Source organism: Plebeiibacterium sediminum (genome assembly GCF_026013605.1).
GTDB lineage: Bacteria > Bacteroidota > Bacteroidia > Bacteroidales > Marinilabiliaceae > Saccharicrinis > Saccharicrinis sediminus.
Genome location: NZ_JAPDPJ010000002.1, coordinates 1 through 18,051 on the forward strand (window position 1 = coordinate 1; position 18,051 = coordinate 18,051).

16 protein-coding genes are annotated in these 18,051 nt (G+C 32.0%); 7 read left to right on the top strand and 9 right to left on the bottom strand.

The genetic code is table 11. From position 1 onward, the window contains the following. The first annotated feature begins 567 nt into the window (after positions 1-567). The 3 genes from OM075_RS01930 to OM075_RS01940 all read left to right on the top strand — a co-directional run bounded on the left by OM075_RS01930 (position 568) and on the right by OM075_RS01940 (position 3,997). On the top strand, positions 568-915 hold the full coding sequence (locus tag OM075_RS01930) for a translation initiation factor (protein ID WP_301188775.1): 348 nt from the start codon (positions 568-570) through the stop codon (positions 913-915). A gap of 68 nt (positions 916-983) precedes the next feature. Next, positions 984-1,340, top strand: coding sequence for a hypothetical protein (locus OM075_RS01935; RefSeq protein WP_301188776.1), 357 nt, complete (start codon positions 984-986; stop codon positions 1,338-1,340). 269 nt (positions 1,341-1,609) lie between these two features. Continuing rightward, complete coding sequence (locus tag OM075_RS01940) at positions 1,610-3,997, top strand: TonB-dependent receptor (protein ID WP_301188777.1); 2,388 nt, start codon at positions 1,610-1,612, stop codon at positions 3,995-3,997. Between the two features lie 271 nt (positions 3,998-4,268). Here the strand turns inward: OM075_RS01940 and OM075_RS01945 are convergent, their stop codons facing one another. The 4 genes from OM075_RS01945 to pyrB form a co-directional block, all read right to left on the bottom strand. After that, positions 4,269-4,850, bottom strand: coding sequence for a PhnA domain-containing protein (locus tag OM075_RS01945; protein ID WP_301188778.1), 582 nt, complete (start codon positions 4,848-4,850; stop codon positions 4,269-4,271). 92 nt (positions 4,851-4,942) lie between these two features. Then, entirely contained in the window at positions 4,943-5,542 is a 600-nt protein-coding gene (locus OM075_RS01950; RefSeq protein ID WP_301188779.1) for a flavin reductase family protein, read from the bottom strand. Between the two features lie 37 nt (positions 5,543-5,579). Next, positions 5,580-6,038, bottom strand: coding sequence for an aspartate carbamoyltransferase regulatory subunit (gene pyrI, locus OM075_RS01955; RefSeq protein WP_301188780.1), 459 nt, complete (start codon positions 6,036-6,038; stop codon positions 5,580-5,582). Positions 6,039-6,048: 10 nt separating this feature from the next. Beyond that, entirely contained in the window at positions 6,049-6,957 is a 909-nt protein-coding gene (gene pyrB, locus OM075_RS01960) for an aspartate carbamoyltransferase (protein ID WP_301188781.1), read from the bottom strand. A 377-nt stretch (positions 6,958-7,334) separates the two neighbouring features. On the opposite strand from pyrB, the gene OM075_RS01965 reads away from it, so the two are divergent. Continuing rightward, entirely contained in the window at positions 7,335-8,231 is an 897-nt protein-coding gene (locus OM075_RS01965) for a DMT family transporter (RefSeq protein ID WP_301188782.1), read from the top strand. 12 nt (positions 8,232-8,243) lie between these two features. Here the strand turns inward: OM075_RS01965 and OM075_RS01970 are convergent, their stop codons facing one another. The 5 genes from OM075_RS01970 to OM075_RS01990 form a co-directional block, all read right to left on the bottom strand. Continuing rightward, entirely contained in the window at positions 8,244-9,428 is a 1,185-nt protein-coding gene (locus OM075_RS01970; protein ID WP_301188783.1) for a MalY/PatB family protein, read from the bottom strand. 154 nt (positions 9,429-9,582) lie between these two features. Then, complete coding sequence (locus OM075_RS01975; RefSeq protein WP_301188784.1) at positions 9,583-10,035, bottom strand: DUF4625 domain-containing protein; 453 nt, start codon at positions 10,033-10,035, stop codon at positions 9,583-9,585. Between the two features lie 234 nt (positions 10,036-10,269). Continuing rightward, positions 10,270-11,802 (bottom strand): ribonuclease Y, encoded by a 1,533-nt coding sequence (gene rny / locus OM075_RS01980; protein ID WP_301188785.1) that lies wholly within the window; start codon positions 11,800-11,802, stop codon positions 10,270-10,272. A gap of 108 nt (positions 11,803-11,910) precedes the next feature. Further along, positions 11,911-12,201 carry a cell division protein ZapA gene (locus OM075_RS01985; protein WP_301188786.1) on the bottom strand — a complete coding sequence of 97 codons (291 nt, stop codon included), beginning with the start codon at positions 12,199-12,201 and terminating at the stop codon, positions 11,911-11,913. A 14-nt stretch (positions 12,202-12,215) separates the two neighbouring features. Beyond that, on the bottom strand, positions 12,216-12,509 hold the full coding sequence (locus OM075_RS01990; RefSeq protein WP_301188787.1) for a coiled-coil domain-containing protein: 294 nt from the start codon (positions 12,507-12,509) through the stop codon (positions 12,216-12,218). Positions 12,510-12,798: 289 nt separating this feature from the next. Between OM075_RS01990 and OM075_RS01995 the strand changes: the two genes are divergently transcribed. From OM075_RS01995 to OM075_RS02005, 3 genes are all read left to right on the top strand, one after another. Continuing rightward, positions 12,799-14,511, top strand: coding sequence for a M23 family metallopeptidase (locus OM075_RS01995; RefSeq protein WP_301188788.1), 1,713 nt, complete (start codon positions 12,799-12,801; stop codon positions 14,509-14,511). A gap of 223 nt (positions 14,512-14,734) precedes the next feature. Then, positions 14,735-16,147: a type III PLP-dependent enzyme domain-containing protein gene (locus OM075_RS02000; protein ID WP_301188789.1), complete on the top strand. Its 1,413-nt coding sequence runs from the start codon at positions 14,735-14,737 to the stop codon at positions 16,145-16,147. Positions 16,148-16,355: 208 nt separating this feature from the next. Further along, complete coding sequence (locus OM075_RS02005; RefSeq protein ID WP_301188790.1) at positions 16,356-18,026, top strand: dipeptidase; 1,671 nt, start codon at positions 16,356-16,358, stop codon at positions 18,024-18,026. The last annotated feature ends 25 nt before the right edge of the window (positions 18,027-18,051 follow it).

An 18,051-nucleotide genomic window follows, 5' to 3' on the forward strand; every position in this document is an offset into this window, starting at 1 on the left:
ATTCTTTGAACCATATGATCAAAGTTAAGATTTTTAGAAGCTAAAGCAAGATGCACTAAAGTGCATAGTTTTAACTACTTTTGAGACCAATAAAAATTTACATCTAAGCATTCTGCATAAATTGCTTTTATTTCATTCAATTCTTTAGACTTTACCATATCATTTTAATTTTATGATTATTCAAATTTTAAATAACAAAAGTATAGCAACACAAGGATGAATATATTACCAAATAAGACCAATCACTTATGAAAACAGATCAAAACCTCATAGAACAATTTCACATTCCATTAGTAAACGACATCGTACCCTTTGTAAAAAGAAATAAATTACAACATATGCAGAGATTGGTACGAAACGCAATACAGAAATATGACCCAAATTCAAAGCAAATTTATGACCCTATACAGATTAGATCCAATAGTTAAATTGGTGGTTTAGTAAATTAAATATCCCCAGAAAAGACACTATGCTTTATAAGGTTGGTTTCAATATTTCTTATCTTATTAGCTATTTATTTTAATTAATATTTCAAAATTCTATTTTTGCATCAAATATTAAAGTTATATGGCTAAGAAAAACAGAAAATTAAGAGATGGTATCGTATTTTCAACCAATAGTGATTATGAATACCAATATGATGATGAAACTCAAGAAGAAACACTACCTCCGCAACAACAAAACCTTAGAGTGATGCTTGACAAAAAGCAAAGAAAAGGTAAGGCAGTTACTCTAATCACAGGTTTTATTGGTGAAGAAGATGACTTAAAAGATCTGGGCAAAGATTTAAAATCAAAATGTGGTGTTGGTGGTACTGTTAAAGATCGAGAAATATTAATTCAAGGTGATTTTAGAGATAAAGTTTTAGACCTACTGATTAAAGCTGGGTATAAAGCAAAAAAAGCTGGTGGTTAAATAAAACCCCCAATAATTGGGATAGGATATTTGAAAGATATCGACCATTTTTGCATTGGAGATATTTAATGAAGAGGATAAGAAACATATTAGCCGTTGGATTTGCATCTTTAATGCTTTTTATCAATGTTGGTTTAACACTGACGTTGAACTTGGGATTGCACGTGCATTTCCTTGGTGATAATCAAATCCTTGTTCATTATCATACTACAGCAGGAACAGACAAACCTCACCATAGTCAGGATACCGGGTGTTCCTCTCATTATTCCTTTTCTACCACAATTACCTATTTAAATAATGCTCAAGGCATTCATTTAAATAATATTTGTGCTGAACTAAACAACAAATTAGTATTACCTCAATACTCATTTTATAGTAAGAAATATTATCATTGTTCTCCCTTAAGAGCTCCCCCTATTTCATAACAAGACAACATATTTCATCTAATTAAACAAAATAAACTACAGTTATTCTAATTAGATGATCTCATTACGAATAGTATAGAAACTCCTTCTGATTACAAGTTTAAAGGTTAATCTCAATTTTATAACATCTTAAAAATTGGGTTATACCCCTTTACTATTCTCCATCAGAAACAAACGTTATGTATCACAATTTTTGTGAATGGGATTGGTATATCATGTATACATGTAATATACCAAAATAGCCATTGAACACTTTAGAACAAGACAAAATGAACAAGATAATTATATGTATTCAACTATTAGTTTTTATAACTATAAATAGCTTTGCAAAGCCTGGAGTACCACCTATTCAAGGTGAAATTACTAACGGGAAAGATCCTATTCCCTTTGCAACAGTTCAATTAAAATCTACTACCATTGGTTCTGCCTCAGATTTAGATGGTAAATTTTATTTAGTGGATATACCAGAAGGTAAGCATACCCTTGTTATTCAAGCCTTAGGTCATGTTACAAAAGAAGTTGATATCAATTTATCTTATGATCATCCTTTAAATCTTGATATTTCTTTAGAAGAAGATGTTTTAGGTCTGGAACAAGTAGTAGTTACTGCTGATAAAACACAAAAGAGACGTATTGATGCCTCTAACATTGTAAACACAATGACTCCAAAACAACTGACGCAGGTTCAGGCAGTAACCCTAAGCGAAGGTTTAAACTTTACAACAGGATTAAGAATGGAAAACAACTGCCAAAATTGTGGAGCAAACCAATTACGAATGAATGGCATGGAAGGTTCTTATTCGCAAATACTGGTAAATGGCCGATCCATTTTTAGTGGTTTGGCTAGTGTTTACGGATTAGAAATGATACCTGCTAACATGATACAACAAATAGAAGTTGTTAAAGGTGGTGGTTCCGCTCTATATGGAAGCAATGCTATTGCCGGTACAGTTAATTTGATAACGAAGGAACCTTTAAACAACATTTTTGAAGCAAGTATTCAAAATGGAAGAATAGGTATCAATGATAAAGCTAAAAACGATTTAAACATTAATATCAATACAGCAATTGTTTCTGAAGATAAAAACTCTGGACTATCATTATATGCCACACACAGAAAAAGAGAAGGATATGATGCCAATAATGATTCTTTTACAGAACTTTCAAAATTAAACAATAACACTTTTGGTGCTAACCTGTATCACCGCATGGGCTACAGAAATAAGTTAACACTGGACTACTTCCATATTGAAGAAGAAAGAAGAGGTGGTGATATGCTGGATGCATTAGAGCACGAAGCAAACATTACAGAATCAGCGAATCATAAAATTAATACAGGATCGGCAACCTTTACAAGATTTATTGGAGAAAACAACGGTCAGTTATCAGTATACGCATCAGCACAAAATGTGGATAGATCGACTTATTACGGAGCGAGATCATATGCATCTGATTACATCTTTGATTTACCAATGAATAATCCTGAGCAGCTATCTGATGGTACCCCAGATTTAAGTGCTTATGGAATCACTCAGGATTTATCCTATTCCTACGGAGTACAATTTAAGGGTGGTGTTGGTCGACATTCATATATTACAGGTATTGAAAATGTGGGAAGTAACCTGGAGGACAAAAAACTTGGTTATACAGATAGTGAAGGATATCACGATGAAGTCATTATTTCTGATCAAAAAATGAATACTATCGGATTGTTTGGTCAATACGATTATGAATTTAATAAAATGACGGTATCTGCAGGAGTTAGATTAGACAACTACAATATTAAAAACAAAGCAGACGATAGTGATGATTTATCGAATACTGTAATAAGTCCCAGATTAAATCTTTTATACAAGCCACTAAAACAACTTCAGGTAAGAGGAAGTTTTTCAACCGGATACAGAGCTCCTCAAATTTTTGACGAAGATTTACACATAGAAATTGCAGGAAACAGAAAAGTGATTCATGCCAACGGTAAAAACTTAAAACAGGAAAGTAGCTATTCATTTGTTGGCTCTATGGATTACCAAGGAAAAATAGGAACATCTAACTTCGAAATTTTAGGCGAATATTTTTACACAAACCTTACTGACGCTTTTGCGAATGAACAAAGTGCACCCGATGAAAATGGAACTGTAACATACACAAGAATTAATGGTGGAAAAGCATTTGTTAACGGACTAAACATTGAGGCCCGCTATTTTCCTTCAGCAAACTGGGATTTTGAAATTGGTTTTACAACACAAGTAAGTAAATATGATGACGCTCAGGAATACGGTATTAGCAATTTCACTAAAGATTATCTTAGAACACCTAATAATTATGGGTATTTTACCTTGAACACCGATCCTTTAAAAAACTTCTCCGTTTCATTAAACGGAACTTACACCGGAAGTATGAAGATTGAATATTATGGCAACAATTCAAATGGTGAAATATTAGATACTCAAGACTTTTATGATGTTGGATTAAAAGGAGAATACTTTTTTAGATTTAATAAGGGTTTCGATCTTGGGATTTCATGCGGAATTAAAAATATATTTAACTCCTATCAGAATGATTTTGACAAAGGAATCAATAGAGATCCTGCATATATCTATGGCCCATCTTTACCTCAGAGCGTATATTTTGGTATTAGAGTAGGAAACTTATTATAAATAACATTTTAATTAAACAGTTTAGTTCTTTCACATAAGAATTAAACTGTTTTTTTTACAATTGAACCAAAGGATGTTTTACAAAAAACTCTGATCCTGTTCCCTTTTGCGAATGAAACCATATTTTACCATTTAATAATTCTGTCAGGCTTTATATGTCTTCCCCACTTCAATATTCGCCAAATATATAGACCATATTACATCATCTACACCTACAAAAAAGCCCGATTAATGAATTAATCAGGCTAACTATAATATAAAAAAAATATTATTAATTCGTTTTCTTTAAATATTGAGTAAGAAGTACAATTTGCTGTCCATTTACTCTACCTTCAATTTGTTCAGGGTTATCATGAACCAAACTGATGTTTCTAACCGCAGTTCCTCTTTTTGCAGTAAAACCACCACCCTTAACATTTAAATCTTTAATTAACACAACTGTATCTCCAGCCTGCAATACAACACCATTACTATCCTTATGTACAATGGCATCTTCATTATCTTCACCTTCACCTGCTGCTTTGGCCCAATTTAATACATCTTCCTCTAAATATAACATATCTAACAGATCCTGAGGCCATCCTTCAGACTTTAAACGATTTAACATTCTCCAAGCCATTACCTGAACTGCTGGAACTGTACTCCACATACTATCATTTAAGCATCGCCAATGATTAACATCAACCGATTCTTTATCTTCAATTTGACCTTTACAAGTAGAACATACATATACATTTGCATCCACTCCTTCAACCGGAGATGATGGTACCTCATATGCACTTAATTCATTGGTTGAACCACACAACTCACAAACAGAACCACTTCTTTTGTCTAATTCTTTTTCTACACTCATTACTATTAAATATGTTACAAATTTTGCGCAAAGATATTTTAATCATTGAAAAACAACAATTTATTATTAAAAATATATTACAAAGAGTAACATTAGGCTTTCTTATTACCTCTATTTTTCTTTTTTTTCTTCTTTTCTACAGCATGTCCAAATTTTCCAATTCTTTTACCAACCTCATAATAATGACCATGTGAATAGCATATTGGTTTGGCTTTGCTTAAAGAAAATGCACCTGTCTTTTCATCAATATAGGCTTCATCAGCTTTAACATTTACCACTTCCGCCATAAACATATCATGTGTACCTAACTCCACAACTTGTGTAACTTTACACTCTATATTTACAGGTGATTCTTCAATTACTGGTGCTTTTACAACACTGGCCTTTCCTGCTGTTAAATTCATTTCTTTAAATTTATCATATTGTCGACCGGATCTTACTCCACACCAATCTGTTGCATATGACAAATCCCTGGTTGTTAAATTAATAACAAATTCACCAGTTTCTTTTAGTACAGAATATGAATGACGCCCCTTTCTTACTGATATATATAACATGGGAGGATCGGAACATATAGTTCCTGTCCATGCAATAGTTATAATATTATAATTTTCAGGTTTATCACCAACACTAACCATTACTGCCGGTAAGGGATATAACATATTACCTGGTTTCCAATCTACTTTTGCCATTTTTGATATAATTACAGAATCACCTTAAAATAATAGATTATAAAATTACTAAATGTTCTTTTGTTGTAATTTTTTCGCAGTAATGACACTTTAATGCAATCTCCTTAGATACTACTAAGGAAAATTTAGTGGCCATAGCCTCAGTATTTGTAATACATTTAGGATTAAAACATTTTGCAATACCAACAATTTCATTTGGAAGTTCAACTTCCCTTTTTTCAACTACATCATAATCTTTAATTACATTAAAACGGGCTTCTGGAGCAACCAATGCAATTTTATTCAGATCTTTTTCATCAAAAAATTTATCAGCAACTTTAACGATAGCTTTTTTACCAAAACGATTACTTCCTAAGTTAGTACCAAATGTGATTAGATTTTTACATCTGTCTAACTTAAGTATACTGATAACTTTAAACAATTTATTTGCTGGAATATGATCTATTACTGTACCATGTTGAATGGCACTTACTCTTAATTCTTTTTTTGCAGTCATGTCTATGTCTTTAAACTAAACCTAAAATAGAAGCGATAATGGCCATACGAGCATAAACCCCGTTTTCAGCCTGCTGAAAATAATATGCTTTAGGATTTGCATCCACATCTGTGTTGATTTCATTTACACGAGGAAGTGGATGAAGAATACGTAAATTATCTTTAGTGTTTTTGAGCATCGAGTTTTTAAGAATATAAATATTCTTTACTTTCTCATACTCCAAAGGATCTGCAAAACGCTCCTGTTGAACCCTGGTCATGTACAAAATATCAGCCCTTGATAAAATATCTGTAAATTCGGTATGCTCATAAAAAGTAATTCCTTTTGAATCAAGCCAAAATTTATACTCATCAGGCATTCTTAATTCATCCGGGGAAATAAAATTGAAAACCGGATTAAAATGACTCATGGCTTGCAATAAAGAATGTACTGTTCTTCCATATTTTAAATCCCCAACCATAAAAATATTTAAATTTTCAAGTGTACCCTGGGTTTTCTTTATGGAATACAAATCCAATAAAGTTTGAGTCGGATGTTGATTAGCCCCATCACCAGCATTAATAATTGGCACTCTGGATTCTTCATCAGCATACCTGGCGCTCCCTTCCAACGGATGTCTCATAACAATTAAATCGGCATAATTACTTACCATTCTAATTGTATCTTTAAGTGTTTCACCTTTTGTAGTGGATGATGACGACGCATCAGAGAAACCAATAATTCTTCCTCCAAGACGATTTATAGCTGTGTCAAAACTTAATCTCGTTCGGGTAGATGGTTCAAAAAACAAGGTAGCAATAACCTTATTCTTCAATAATTCCTGGTTAGGATTCTCTTCAAATTTTGCAGCTAGATCTACAATTTGAAGAATTTCTTCTTTTGAGAAATCGTTAATAGAGACTAAACTTCTGTTTTTCATTTAAATGGGTTTAGTTCCTAAGCACATAATACCTGAGCATTATATACTGGAAAATTGTTTTATAATTATGACGATTTAATGATTGAATGCAATAGAACAATTTGCCCTTAAAAGAAATCTGTTGAGTAGTTGACATTTCCTTTACTTTAGGGCAAAAAAAAGACCTATTAAAATAGGCCAAACATATAGAAATATCACTTGTAGAAAGAAAAAAACACTTATTTGATTCATTATTAATATATAATGAATCTGCACTATGTCTCTCTTTGGATATCCTAAAAACTTTTCTCATTCCAAAATGTAAATGTAATACAAAATTTACAAACGCTTAAAGATTTAAAACAATATCTTTGAACAAAATTTATCAATCATAAAAAATGCAAAGATCCTATACAAAAAGCTTTATTCTATTTCATTTTATTGTAGTGATATATGGATTTACAGCTATAATCGGCAAGCTAATTCATATGAATGCCCTACAAATGGTTTGGTATAGAATGTTATTTGCAGCCATTAGTTTATTCATCTTTTTAAAATGGAGAAAAATTAATCTTTCCATCGCTGAAAAAGATATTCTAAAACTAATTGGTATAGGATTAGTTGTCGCTTTTCATTGGATTACTTTTTTTGGTGCTATAAAAATTGCAAATATCTCTGTAACACTTGGAATTATGGCTTCCGGAACTTTATTTGCAAGTATATTGGAACCTATTTTTTTTAAACAAAGAATAAACTGGCTCGAATTTCTAATTGGAATAGGTATTGTTTTAGGACTTTACTTAATATTCAGTTATGAGATTCATTATATCAAAGGAATATTAGTCGCTATTTTATCAAGTATTTTAGCTACACTATTTACCATCTTAAATAAATCATACACCCATAAATTTACACCTACATTAATTAGTTTTTATGAAATGACTGGGGGATTTATTGGTATCACTATTTATTTATTAGCCTCCCAACAGTTTAATCATGAACTGCTTACTCCTTCTGTAAGTGATGTTATATATATGTTATTATTAGGTGTAATATGCACAGCTTTTGCGTTTGCTGTTAGTGTAGATGTAATGAAAGAACTTTCTGCATATAACATATTACTGGCTATTAACATGGAGCCGGTGTACGGTATAATGCTAGCCTATTTTATTTTTGGAGAATCTGAGTATATGAGTGGTGGATTTTATATAGGTACAATTGTAATCCTTTTGTCAGTATTTTTATACCCAATGGTAAAGGCCAGGTTGAAACGAGAAAAACTCAAATCTGCCTGACCTTATTAGATTTTATTTGATGAAATGATTACGCACTTTGAGAATACGTTCCATTCCTTCTTGTATTACAGCTTTAGGTGAACCAATATTTAACCTTTGAAATCCATCACCTTCTACTCCAAATGACAGACCATCATTTAAGCCTACTTTACCAATTTCTATCATTGCTTTTTTAAGATCAGCATGTGGTATGTTCCACTTTCTAAAATCCAACCAAAGCAAATAAGTCGCTTCTGGTAGAACAAAGCCGACTTCAGGCATATTTTTGTTGATAAATTCCTTTACAAGGAGTGCATTACCTTCCAAATATGTTTTTAACTCACTTAACCATTCTGCACCTTCATTATAGGCAGCAGTTAATGCAACTCCTCCAAATAAATTACCCATGTACATTTGATAAGCACTTAACCTTTTATCAAAACGAGTTCTTAATTTATTATCTTCAATAACTGCGTATGCAGTAGATAACCCCGCAATATTAAAAGTTTTACTCGGAGCCATACCTGTAATAATACGATCTTTAAGTTCAGGACATAAATTGGCTAAAACAATATGCTTATGATCAAATAAACACAGATCGCTATGAATCTCATCTGAAACAATTAATAAATCATGCTTAATACAAATATCTGCAATTTTCTTAAGCTCTTCTTCATTCCAAGCTCTTCCTACAGGATTATGAGGATTTGAAAAAACAAATAATTTGGCTTTAGGATTACTCGCTTGTTTTTCTAACAATTCAAAATCAATAGTATAATATCCATCAGTTTCAATCAGTCTGTTTTGAACCAATTCTCTATTATTTTCCTTCACGATTGAATGAAAAGGAGGATAAACCGGAGTTTGAATAATTACCCGATCTTCTTCTTCAGAAAACTCATTAATTGCAATTACTAATGAAGCCAGCACTCCAGGTATGAATTTGACCCATGACTCTTCAATATTCCACTGATGTTGTGAACTTAACCAATTTTGAATAGCACCTGTAAATTTACTATCGCGAATTGTGTAACCATATATTTCATGCTGTGCGCGCTCCTTAATAGCATTAATAACAGCAGGAGGCGCTTTAAAATCCATATCTGCAACCCAAAGAGGAAGTACTTCATCGGTGCCAAAGAAGAATTTTCTTAATTCTAATTTAAAAGCATCCGTATTTTCTCTTTCTAGTATCTCATCAAAATTATATTGTGCCATATAATGTTTTATTATTATTTAATCAATTTAGAATTACAAAAGAAAGCAAATGAAACTAAAGATCCACCATGATTTGTATCATATATCATAGTAACTAGATAGGTATAAAAAAAGCCCGTTATAAAAACGAGCTTTTCAAATAAAGAATATATTCTTAGTAATTTGTACTTCCTAAATTCACCGTAATATTTTCTGTAGCTGAATTATCAGATGCATCTGTACAAACAATGGTTAACTGATAAACACCATCATTAACTCCTGCCGGAATAGTATAAATTGCTTCATCAATTTGCTCTGAAGTTCCAGTAAGAGGAAAAGTTACGACTTCTGGTGACCACAAAGGATCATCTATACCGGTAACAGCTGGGGCTGAAATTTTTGACACAGAAAAAGTGACTTGCTTCAACTCTATATCATCAGTAAAAGTTCCTGTATAATGAAAGGATCCACCTAAGGAGTAACTTTGATTAGCTGCTGGAACTGTTGTCTGTATTGTTGGAGATGTGGTATCTACTGGAGGATCATCTTTTTTATCTCCTCCGCAGGAGGATAATATCACCATACCAACAAATAAAAAAGAAATCATCTTTGGGAAATAGATTTTCATTTCAATATTGTTTTAGTTTATAAAATTTTAACACACAAATATATTAATTTTTAATCCATACCAATAAAGAAAATCAGTTCTAAAATAAAAGAATTCTACCTATTCAAAGATTATTCCATTACCAATCCATATTAATATGTAAGTATAATATCTATAAACAATTTAGGCCAATAAGTTTATCAAGATAAATAAACTATTGGCCTAAATATTAAAAGTTATGATATAACTATTCAATTATTTGGCATAATTGATAGCTCTCGTTTCTCTGATTACTGTAATCTTAACCTGACCTGGATAAGTCATTTCTGTTTGAATCTTTTTAGCAATCTCATAAGATAGTGTTTCTGCATCCTTATCTGTAACTTTTTCACTACCTACAATTACTCGCAATTCACGACCTGCCTGAATCGCATAAGTTTTCAACACTCCAGGGTATGATAATGCAAGATTTTCAAGATCTTTTAAACGTTTGATATAAGAATCAACAACTTCTCTACGTGCACCTGGACGAGCTCCTGATATAGCATCACATACCTGTACAATTGGTGCCATCATTGTTGTCATTTCTATCTCATCATGGTGAGCACCTATAGCGTTACAAATATCTGGTTTCTCCTTATATTTTTCAGCAAGCTTCATACCTAGAATTGCGTGTGGTAATTCTGGCTCTTCATCAGAAACCTTACCTATATCATGCAGTAATCCAGCTCTTTTTGCTTTTTTAGGATTTAATCCAAGTTCACTTGCCATTACAGCACAAAGATTGGCTGTTTCTCTTGAGTGCTGTAATAAGTTTTGTCCATAAGATGAACGATATTTCATCTTACCTACTAATTTAATTAATTCAGGATGTAAACCATGAATACCTAAATCAATGGCTGTTCTCTTACCTGTTTCAATGATCTCTTCTTCTACCTGCTTACGTACTTTATTTACCACTTCCTCAATACGTGCTGGGTGAATTCTACCATCAGTAACCAATTGATGTAACGCTAAACGAGCAATTTCTCGTCGCATAGGATCAAATGCACTTAAAACGATAGCTTCCGGTGTATCATCTACAATAATCTCAACACCAGTAGCCGCTTCTAAAGCTCGAATATTTCTACCTTCTCGACCAATGATTCTACCTTTAATTTCGTCAGAATCTATATGGAAAATTGTAACAGAATTTTCGATTGCATTTTCTGTTGCAACTCTTTGAATAGTTTGTAATACAATTCTCTTTGATTCTTTAGTAGCATTAATTTTAGCCTCGTCCATAATATCATTAACATAGGACATAGCTTCTGTCTTTGCTTCAGCTTTAAGTGACTCAATCAGTTGTCTTTTTGCTTCATCAGCAGTTAAACCAGAGATTGCCTCCAATTGTTCCACTTGTTGCTTATGCAACTTGTCCAGATCTGCCGATTTTTTTTCAACAATCTCCAATTGATTGTCTAAATTTTCACGAATTGCATCAGATTCTTTTCTTTTACGCGTTAATTCTTCCTGCTTTTGAGAAAAAGAAACCTCACGTTGTTTCAATTTATTTTCAGCACTCAAAAGCTTATTATTTCTTGCATTAATTTCTTTTTCATGATCTGATTTTAATTGCAAGAATTTTTCTTTGGCCTGTAAAATTTTATCTTTTTTAATTACTTCAGCCTCATTCTCAGCTTCCCGAATGATTTTGTGGCTATGAGATTTTAAAATTTTACCGTATACTATCCATGTGCCCAAAATCCCTATTACCAGGGCAACAATTCCGACTATTGTTATCTCCATTTCACACTTTATTAAATAAAACAAAACCGCAATCATTATATACAAATTCAAACACATAAGTGCCTGTTTGTAAAAACAATGCGGATATTATTGACATATATTGATTAATTATTCTCTCTCAAGAATTTCCGTTAGTTGCTGATCCAGCTCTCTGGCCATTTCAACTATTGGAGAATCATCTTGCTTCTCTTCAAACTCAAGAAGTTTAATTACAAACTGCAATGCAGCCATTCCCAAAAAATCCTGATGATCTTTATCAGAATAGTGTTGTTTATATTGTAATACTTTTTCGTTGATCATTTTAGCTGCTTTACGGATACGCTCTTCATCCTCACGATTTATCCTTAAAGGATAATACCTATCGGCCACATTAACCCGTATTGAAAGCTTATCGTCCATTTAGCAACTAAATATTATCTGTTTAAAAGAGCAATGCATTTATCAATTTCCCGCACAATCTGATTGATTTTAATTTTTGCAAAGTGAACGTCTCCACTACTTGCCTCAATCGTTTTAGAAAATTTTAATGTATTGTATTTTTCTTTTAAATCTGCCATCTCTCTGGCAGATCCTTCTAACTGGGTGGTAAGTTGATCGTTCTGCATCTTCAATTTTTCATTGTCCGATCGCATTCTCTCATACCGTTCAACCAACCGCATTATTTTATCTTGTAAATTATTTACTATTTCTATATTTTCGTTCGCCATATTTACAAAAATGCCATACAAAGTTAATATTGCAATTAAGAAATAAAAATAAACATAAACTTTCTTTTTACAATCTATTTAGATAAATAGAGATAAATTCTAAATATGAAGTATTTACAATGTAAAAAAAAGATTTGTTTACCAATCGAAAACTTTTGTCTTCTGGCATCGTTACAATTATTACAAGAAATAAATTGCCTTATGAAACTAGCCATAAGAAGGAATTCTCACACATGAGGATGATTTAATTGGCGAGTTCCATATGTCAATTAAAAACAAATTAAGACATATGAAATATACTATTCTGACTATAACACTACTCGCACTATTTATTACTTGCAACATTAAAGCTCAAAAAGTCAACCACGATGATTTCATCTTTCCTTTATCTATTGAACCTAGCGTAAGTGGTTCATTTGCAGAATTAAGATCAAACCATTTTCATTCCGGAATAGACCTAAGCACTAACGGAAAAACGGGATTACCTGTAAAATGTATGGCTGATGGTATTATTTCAAGAATTAAAGTTTCTCCAGTGGGCTATGGGAATGCCATTTATATTAAACATAAAAATGGTTATACAACAGTATACGGGCATTTAAATGCTTACGCAAAAAAAATTGAAAACATAATAACTAAAGAACAATACAAAATACAACAATTTTCAATTGATTATTTTCCCGAAGACTCTATCTATGTAAGCCAGGGCGAAACCATTGGATTTTCAGGAAATTCAGGAAGCAGTGGAGGTCCACATCTTCACTACGAAATTAGAGATAGTAAAACTGAAGAACCTTTAAACCCGTTCTTTTTTCAATCAAAAATAAAAGATGATGTTCGACCAAAATTACTGACTGCAAGAATATACCCATTAGATTCCAACAGTAGAATAAATGGAGAAAACAATGCAAAAAGCTACCCTATTGTATTTTACGATGGTAAATTTCATTTAAAAGGAAATCCTAAGATTTATGCTACCGGACACATTGGTATTGGAATAGAAATGCTAGACTATATGAGTGGTTCATGGAAGAAATGCGGTGTTTATAGTTTAAAAATGAATGTTAACAATACAACTACTTATGCTTGGAATCTGGATCGTTTTTCATTCAATGAATCCAGATATATAAATAGCCATATTGATTATGCATATAAACAATATTATGGCAAAAGATTTCAAAGATGTTACAGATTACCTAATAATCAATTAAGTATATATAACCATATTGTAAATGATGGTATCATTGCAATGGATAGCATTAAAAACATTCAAATTCTGGCATATGATGCAGCACAAAATCTATCTGAACTAAACTTCACGCTATTAAAAGGGCAATCGGTAAATATTGCCTTGGCCCCAGAAGAGAACCATACACAAATTTTAAAATATGATATAGATAACACGATAAAAGATAAATCCTTGAGTTGCTTTATCCCCAAGCTTACATTATATGATAATACTGAATTTATTGTAAAAGATGAAATTATCAACAACCAACCAATATTTTCAATTGGAAAAAAGAGTATTCCTTTACATAAAAACATCAGAATTACTGCCATAATTCCAGATTCGTTATTAGCTTATAAAGAACATTTATGTCTGGCATCCATTAATGGGAATAATAAGAAATACTTTGCAGGAGGAACTGTTAAAAATAATACTATTGTATTAGATACCAGAAATTGTGGAAAATATACATTCTATACCGATAGTATTAAACCAATCATTAAATCAGTTAATTATTACAATAATAAAACATATACAAGATCCTCAAAACTTATCTTTAAGATTTCCGATAACTTTTCAGGCATCAATAATTTTAAAGGTTATTTTAATGACACATGGGTACTATTTGAGTATGATGCAAAATCAAACACTCTATCTTGTCCTTTAAATAAAGCTCCTCAACAATGCAATGGAGAAATAGCCTTAAAAATCATTGTAGAGGATCAGTGTAATAACAAACAAACGTACAAAGGTAATTTCATATTACAACCATAACATTAACGCCTCAATATTCAAAGTTTTAATTATGTGATTGTTATATTTTTTTTGGTATTTTTTTGTAGCTTTATTAATATTATTCAATAAAAAAATATTTCTTTGCAACGCTATACCATTATTTATAGGAAGCACAAATATTTGGGAATAACTACAATGCAATATTCCACTGTTAATTAATTTTAGTTTTAATTACCTACTGGTTTCTATACTTTATATTTAAATGAAAAACACCTATTTTGATCTAATTGAACAAAGTTATTATTTTCCTCAGGAAGGATTTGACCTAAGAGATGGATACTTAACATTCCATGGAGTTTCGTTAAAATATCTGATTGAAAAACACGGAACACCCTTTAGATTTATTTATTTACCCAAGATAGGTGATCAGATAAAGAAAACACGAAATTTATTTAATCGTGCTATAAACAACAATGCTTATACCGGTAAATATCATTTTTGCTATTGCACAAAATGTAATCACTTCTATCATGTAATACAAGAAGCATTAAAACATAATGTAAATCTTGAAACTTCATCTTCTTTTGATATTGATTTGATTTTAAATCTTTATAAAAAGAAAAAAATAGACAAATCCAGAATTATCATTCACAATGGATATAAAACTGATGGCTATTTAGAAAAGATTGTAAGGCTACAGGAAATGGGTTTTGAAAACTCAATAGTTGTTTTAGACAGTATTAATGAATTAAGACGTCTTCAAAAGGTAAATACCAAAGAGAAAATAAAGGTTGGTATTCGTATGGCAATTACTGAGGAACCACAATCCGCATATCATACGTCTAGACTAGGAATTCCTCCTAATGAAATCCTTAATTTTTTTAAGGAATATATTAAAGAAAATGATAAAGTTGAACTAAAAATGCTTCACTTTTTTGTTGACTCAGGTATTAAAGATGCCATTTACTATTGGACAGAGTTTCAAAAGGCAGTAAAATTATACACTGAATTAAGAAAAGAATGTGAAACTTTAGATTCATTGAATTTAGGCGGAGGATTTCCAATTCGCAACCACTTGGGATTTGAATATAATTATGAGTACATGATCAATGAGATCATCACTAACATTAAGGACGCATGTACTAAAGAAAACATTCCTGATCCTAATATTTACACAGAGTTTGGTAAGTACACTGTTGGTGAAGCTGGGGCTATTATTTTTGAAGTATTAGAACAAAAACAACAAAATGATACTGAAACCTGGTATTTGATTAACAACAGTTTGATGAACACAATTCCGGATGCGTGGTCCATTCATGAAAAATTCATCTTATTACCTGTTAACAAATGGAATAATGAATATGGCAGGGTAAATATTGGTGGAATCAGTTGTGACCATTCAGATTACTATAACTCAGAAGATTTAAATCAAGAGATTCTTCTTCCCAGATATGATGCTGAAGAAGAAAAAAAAGAACCTTTATACCTTGGATTTTTCCATACCGGGGCTTATCAGGATTCAATTAGTGGTTATGGAGGAATCAAACACTGCTTAATTCCCGCTCCAAAACATGTAATCATAGACAGAGATGACAAAGGAAATATTATTGATTATGTGTACAGAGAAGAACAATCTGTTGATGAAATGTTCCATATTCTAGGATACAACAAATAACAAAGAATTTTTTATATCGTATAAAGGCTCAGAAATTCTGAGCCTTTTTTTTTATTTTAAAGTGTCGATTCAAACTCCCTGTACTTTTTTTAACAATTATTAAATAGTCTATCCCCTTGCAACCATCATTTTGCATTTCATATTGTTAGAATTAATTTATTTTTGTGATTACATAAAAGAATAACAATCAACAAAATATAAAATGTATATGAGTAAATTAAAAATTACCCTTATTGCATTACTAGCAATAAGTCTATTTTCCCCCACAAATTCAAAGGCTTGTACTAACTTTTTGATTACAAAAAATGCATCAGCAGATGGTTCTACAATGATTTCATATGCTGCTGATTCTCATGACTTATTTGGAGAACTGTACTATTGGAAAGGACAAACATGGCCAGCAGATGCAATGCTTGACATATATGAGTGGGATACTGGAAAATACCTTGGTCAGATAAAGCAAGCTGCACAAACATACACTGTTATCGGCAATATGAATGAAAACCAGGTTGCCATTGGCGAAACAACTTTTGGAGGACGACATGAACTTGTTGATACTACTGGTATTATTGATTATGGCAGTCTAATTTACATTGCCTTACAAAGATCCCGAACAGCTCGTGAGGCCATTAAAATCATGACAGACCTAGTTGAAGAGTATGGATATTACAGTTCAGGTGAATCTTTTTCTATTGCAGATCCAAACGAAGTTTGGATTATGGAAATGATAGGTAAAGGAGTTGGAAATAAAGGCGCCGTTTGGGTTGCAAGAAAAATTCCTGACGGAATGGTTTCCGGTCATGCTAATCAGGCAAGAATCACGACATTCCCACTTAAAGACGAAGAGAACTGTCTATTTGCAAAAGATGTGATTTCTTTTGCACGTGAAAAAGGCTATTTTGATGGTAAAAATAAAGAATTCAGTTTTGCTGATGCATATGCTCCACTTGATTATGGTGCGTTACGTTTCTGTGAAGCCAGAGTTTGGTCTGGATTTAGAATAATGAATCCTGAAATGGATAAATACGAAGGCTATGTAAAAGGAGAATCATCTGAAAGAATGCCTTTATGGATTAAACCATCAAAAAAAATATCTTACAGAGATCTTCAAAACATCATGCGTGATCACTACGAAGGTACTTCAATGGATATGACAACTGATGTTGGAGCTGGGCCATTTAAAAGCCCCTATAGATTTCGTCCATTAACCTGGGAAGTTGAAGGTGAGGAATATTTTAACGAAAGAGCTATTGCTACACAACAGACTGGCTTTTCGTTTGTAGCTCAAATGCGTAACTGGTTACCTAACGCCATTGGAGGTGTACTTTGGTTTGGAGTTGATGATGCAGCATCTACCGTTTATGTTCCTATGTATTGTGGAATTAATAAAGTTCCTCATGAGTTTGAAGTAGGAAACGGCAATTTATTAGATTTTTCATGGGAATCTGCATTTTGGGTTTTTAACTGGGTTTCTAACCAGGCTTACGCCCGATATAATTTCATGATAAAAGATATCAGAAAGGTTCAAAAAGAGCTTGAAGATAAATTTGAAACCAACCAACAAGCCATAGAACTTGGAGCCAGAAACTTATATGAATTAGATCCTCAACTGGCAAAAGATTACTTAACTGACTACAGCTTAAACCAAAGTACTATAACTTTAAGTTTATGGAAAAAACTAGGTGAGTTTTTAATGGTTAAATATCTAGATGGAAACCTTCACCGTGAAGAAAATGGTAAATTCCTTAAAAATGCACATGGAAATCCGGCACATGCAGAATTTCCTGGTTACGACAATAACTACTATAAGAAAGTTGTTGATGAAACCGGCGACAAATTAAAAATGAAAAAACTAGCTAGTGAGGAATCTTCACATTAAAAAATAAAAGGTCGTCAAATAATTG